The organism is Brunnivagina elsteri CCALA 953 (assembly GCF_002289455.1).
Taxonomy (GTDB): domain Bacteria; phylum Cyanobacteriota; class Cyanobacteriia; order Cyanobacteriales; family Nostocaceae; genus Brunnivagina; species Brunnivagina elsteri.
The window spans coordinates 1-4,526 of sequence record NZ_NTFS01000479.1 but is presented as its reverse complement, the minus strand read 5'-3'; the positions used below and the strand labels follow the sequence as shown (position 1 = coordinate 4,526).

The 4,526-nt window shown below is 34.6% G+C and carries 4 protein-coding genes; 1 reads left to right on the top strand and 3 read right to left on the bottom strand.

Annotated elements, in window-relative coordinates; translation table 11 throughout:
* Positions 1–190 (bottom strand): hypothetical protein (locus CK510_RS26770; RefSeq protein ID WP_143289455.1); only part of this gene is annotated, 190 nt, incomplete at its 3' end.
* A 1,323-nt stretch (positions 191–1,513) separates the two neighbouring features.
* On the opposite strand from CK510_RS26770, the gene CK510_RS26765 reads away from it, so the two are divergent.
* Positions 1,514–2,512, top strand: coding sequence for a ferredoxin family protein (locus tag CK510_RS26765; RefSeq protein ID WP_095724558.1), 999 nt, complete (start codon positions 1,514–1,516; stop codon positions 2,510–2,512).
* 83 nt (positions 2,513–2,595) lie between these two features.
* Here the strand turns inward: CK510_RS26765 and CK510_RS26760 are convergent, their stop codons facing one another.
* Together CK510_RS26760 and CK510_RS26755 are read right to left on the bottom strand one after the other, a co-directional pair.
* Positions 2,596–3,159 (bottom strand): tetratricopeptide repeat protein, encoded by a 564-nt coding sequence (locus CK510_RS26760; protein ID WP_095724557.1) that lies wholly within the window; start codon positions 3,157–3,159, stop codon positions 2,596–2,598.
* Positions 3,129–4,313, bottom strand: a complete 1,185-nt coding sequence (locus tag CK510_RS26755; RefSeq protein WP_095724556.1) for a tetratricopeptide repeat protein — start codon at positions 4,311–4,313, stop codon at positions 3,129–3,131. Before CK510_RS26755 ends, CK510_RS26760 begins: the two co-directional genes overlap by 31 nt.
* Positions 4,314–4,526: the final 213 nt, after the last annotated feature.

The window sequence follows — 4,526 nt, the reverse complement described above, 5'->3', positions numbered from 1 at the left end:
TGAGATTCACTTCATTGATAGCCATTTCTAAGGAAATAGTATCATTTTTTAAAGCGAATTTTTTGGCATTTTCTAAGCGAGTAACTTCACAATCATAAACGTCATAATCACTTGTATCCAAAACCTCTAAGCGCATACCTTCATATAATTCGCAATCCCACATATCATTAAATTTTAAAATATCATTCATAATTTTTACCCCAATTCAAAAACCATTTTAGCAAAGCTATAATACTCTACAAAGGTGCATCATCCACCAATCTGGTGATGCCTTTTGGCTTTTTTTACTTTTGCTCTGACGTACTACTAGTGTACTGCTGAAATCAGTATTTAGTACAGATGGACTATTTAGATTAGAATGCGCGATCGCAAGTGACTCAAGCTTGAGATTATTGAGAACTATTAGTATTATTACTTGAAGTATAGAGTTTCTGTTATAGATGCAATAAGTTTCTCACAAACATTGTTTAAGCCTTGATTAAGCAGGTGTAATATTTATGAATATATTTAAATTAAAAGAGAATTAATTGCAATTACTTGCATTTATTTTTGAGTTAAGTTAGAGTCTAAAGATAGGAAAAGCTGGACTTTGTATCCAGGGTTAAATCTAATTTTCGGGAGGGTAGGATTGAGAACAGTACAAAAATAATAAAAAATAGATAGCACAGTTCGGCGTAAATAACCAGACCATTATTTAATCCTCAAATTCCCAGTAATAATAGGCTTTCCCCCACTGCCTACTGCCTACTCACTACTGCCTTGACGTACTAGCATGTTTGTTGTGATTGTGTTTTTAATCAGTTTTGAGTCAAAGAGCTTGCTACTTGATTATTTCGACACTTAAAAAACAACTCGAACAAAAATCAAATAGCTTTTCTCAACTAAACTTCACAATCAAGAAACTATAAACAAAGTAGTCGATTGAGATGTGAAGGGAGCAAATTTTTAAATTCTGGTTTTATTAGTAATAATCTATCTCAAGATAGATTACAGCTATTTTTTATCGGAAGATAAATGGTGGGAAAGTGTTGGTAAAATTAAAAGACTACAAAAAGATTGTTTAATACAGGGTTCAATAAATATAACTTATCTTTTCTAAGGAAAATATCGTAGTGTTGACTACGAAAGCTAAAAAAATGATATTTCTAAGCTGAGATTATTAGGTTTAAACTTTTAGATTGAGGAGGAGTATTTAATTTCAATATAGCGTTAAAGGTTAAATATTTTTCAGATTTTTTTTGCGGAGATAAAATAGCAGTAGATGATGGTTGTAAAATAGTGTAATACTCCAGGAATGAGTTGCGATAAGCGAAGCTTAATATCAAAAACATATCGTAATCGTCAGAATTCAGTTTAAATTTAAGTTTAAATTAAAGTTATGCTCTAAATATTTTCTGGTATCACTTTACCATCGAAAATTTACTGAATGCATTCAAGTATTAGCGAATCAAAGCATCTCTGTTGGTAAAATCCTTTGTTCGTAAAGCACATCAGTCAATACAAGATAGGTAGAATGGATAATTTATTTTGTTCTGATAATTCCCGGAAAGTGGGAGAAGATATTATTGGTAGCGCAACCAATTATCAAACTTATATATTAATTGAATGTCCACAACCTTGGGCATCGGAAGCATTTGACTCTAAATGGGTTCCAAGTAACTTAAAGGCTTTGGTTGAGGAGGTTAAAAAAGCCAGATTACCGATTAAGTTTCTGTTAATTGCTAATAGTTTATCCCACAAAGTCAGTCAAACGACACTTCTAATCTATCAGAGAAAAGAAGGGCTGGGAAGTGGTTATGTAAAACAAGAATTTAACTTGCCAAATATAGAAGATGTAGCAGCAATTATTAAGAAATGGTTGTGGGGAAAATTGCCAGCTTGTGAATTAGAAACCCATGCAACTAGAGATATTTTAGTTTGCGCTCATGGAAGTCACGATCGCTGTTGTGCGCGTTATGGTTCACCTTTTTATTTTTATGCTGCGGAAATTATTTCTGATTTGCATCTTGATAATGTGCGTATTTGGAAATCAACACATTTTGGTGGACATAGATTTGCTCCCACTGCCATCGATTTAGCTGAGGGAAGGTATTATGGTAGGTTGGAACAAGATGCTTTTAAATCAATTCTAACCCGAAGAGGGAATATTGAATGTTTGAATGAAATTTACCGTGGTTGGGGAATTTTACCACCAGAGATTCAAGGGTTAGAGAGAGAATTGATTCTTCGTTATGGATGGGATTGGTTCAACTATAAAGTCGCAGGTAGGATTGTCGAGCAGAGTCAAGATAAGGGTAATATTTTAGCTGAAATCAGCTTTGAAAAATCCGATGGTTCGACTTATTGTTACCGAGCGCAACTTGTCAAAGATGATGCTAAGACTGTAGAATTAAAGAGTTCCTGTGGTGCTATTAAGGAATCGGTGCTTACTAAATATACAGTTACTAGTTTATGGGAAGCTGCGGAAAAAGTTGTTAGTTTACAAAATCGAACTTATGCAACTGGAACTTGAGATAGACTGAATATCTTTAGATTAATATCTTCAAAAAATTATTCTGAATCGGGAATTGTACATTAGCGATGGGATAACAGATTCTAACTTTGATAAAATTCGCGAATATCCTTCATTTCAAGCTTTATTTGCATCAGAATAATTGCTTTTCGTAAGTTGTTTATCGCTAATTCAGAATTATTTTCCTGTGCATGACAACAAGCAAGATTGTAGAAAGCGGGAGCAAAATCAGGTTCAATCTCCAGAACATTCTGGTAAGCCAAAATCGCTTCTGTATATTGCCTAATCCCTGTTAATGCTAAACCTTTTTGGAACCAGGAATCTACATCTGCTGGTTTGCGTTTGAGTATTTTTTCAGAATTACGTTTTGCTTCTTTAAATGCTATTAACGCTTCATCATGACGGTTTATTTTTTCTAACATCAAACCACGACGATTCCAAATATTTGCATCTTCAGGTTGAAATCGTAACTTTTGGTCGCAGACTGCAATAATATCTTCATATTGCCCTGTATTCTCTAGTAATTTGACTAAATTTTGCCAAGCACTAGATTTCGGTTCTAATTTTAAAACTTGCTGATATGCGGTAATTGCCTCTTCATCCCGTTGTAGTTTTGTCAGGGTATCACCTTTCCCATCCCATGCCAAGCTGTGCTATTATTCGTATCTATCTCAATAGCTCGCTCAAAATCGGTAAGTGCTTGCTGGTAATTTTCCTGCTCGATTAATAAATATCCTCGTTGACATAAAGCTTCTAAATAATCGGGTTGGATTTCGATAGCTTTGTTGAAACAATTTAATGCTTCGTAACTTTCATCTGTATCTGTAAAAATAATACCTTTGTAGTACCAAGAATCGCTAGAATCTGGTTGTAATTCTAAAGCTTTATTGTAGGAAATTTGTGCATCTTCATAACGTTCCATACAGTAAAGTGCATAACCCCGCATCAACCAAACACGGTAATAGTTGGGTTCTGCTGCTACTGCTCGATCAAAAATTGCGATCGCACTTGCATATTTTCCTTCAGAAATGAGTCGAGTTCCCTTGCGATATAAATCTTTGCGCTTGTCTCGGAATATCCACAGAACAGCGATTAATCCTAAAACTAGATACTGAGCATAGGTTCTAAACATTGAACCACCAACATCAACCAAAATATCGGGTATGGAAAGAAGTGCGATCGCATGATTACTAATATTCCGCAACAAATGACCAAATGGAGGATAAAACCAGAATCCAGCAATTAATATCCAGAATCCATAGGAACTAAATTTATTTAACTTTTTATCAATCCTAGTTGGTATCCAAGGTTGAATTATTCCATATCCATCTAAACCGGGAATTGGTAATAAATTAATAAAAATTACGTATATATTTAGAAAAATTACGTAAGCAATACTCAGAATTGAACTTACGTAGAGACTGTTTTCCACATTTCTTTCGAGGTTGAAAGTCTCTTGATTCCAAATAGCATGGAATACCAAAGCAAGTATGATAACAACAAAAAACTCCGCTACGCATCCAGCAGCAGAAACCGCACTATTCCACCAACGGTTCCGTAGTTTACTGGTGTTGATGTACACAGCACCCCCTGGTAAGGCAAAACCACCCATCATGAGAAAGAATAAGGGTAAAAGTAAGCTTAAACCTGGATCGGTGTATTTCAGGGGATTTAGAGTCAGATATCCTTTGTCTTTCACGGAAGTATCTCCCCCCCAGTATGCTGCGATCGCATGACCAAATTCATGGAAACATAGGGATACCATCCAACCCAGACAGACAAATATTGCAACTAACCACATGGGATTTTAGATTTTGGATTTTGGATTTTCATTCATAGCTAACTTAATAAAGAAAATATTAAGTTTTTGTATAGCTTCAAAAGTCGGGTTTATTTATTCTTGATATATTTTCCTTTGATTTTTAACATTTTTATTCTTATACCAATTACTTGCATAATCGGGAGAGTCTGATAAATTATCCCAAGCAGTCAACATCAAAATCGGAATAAAAGG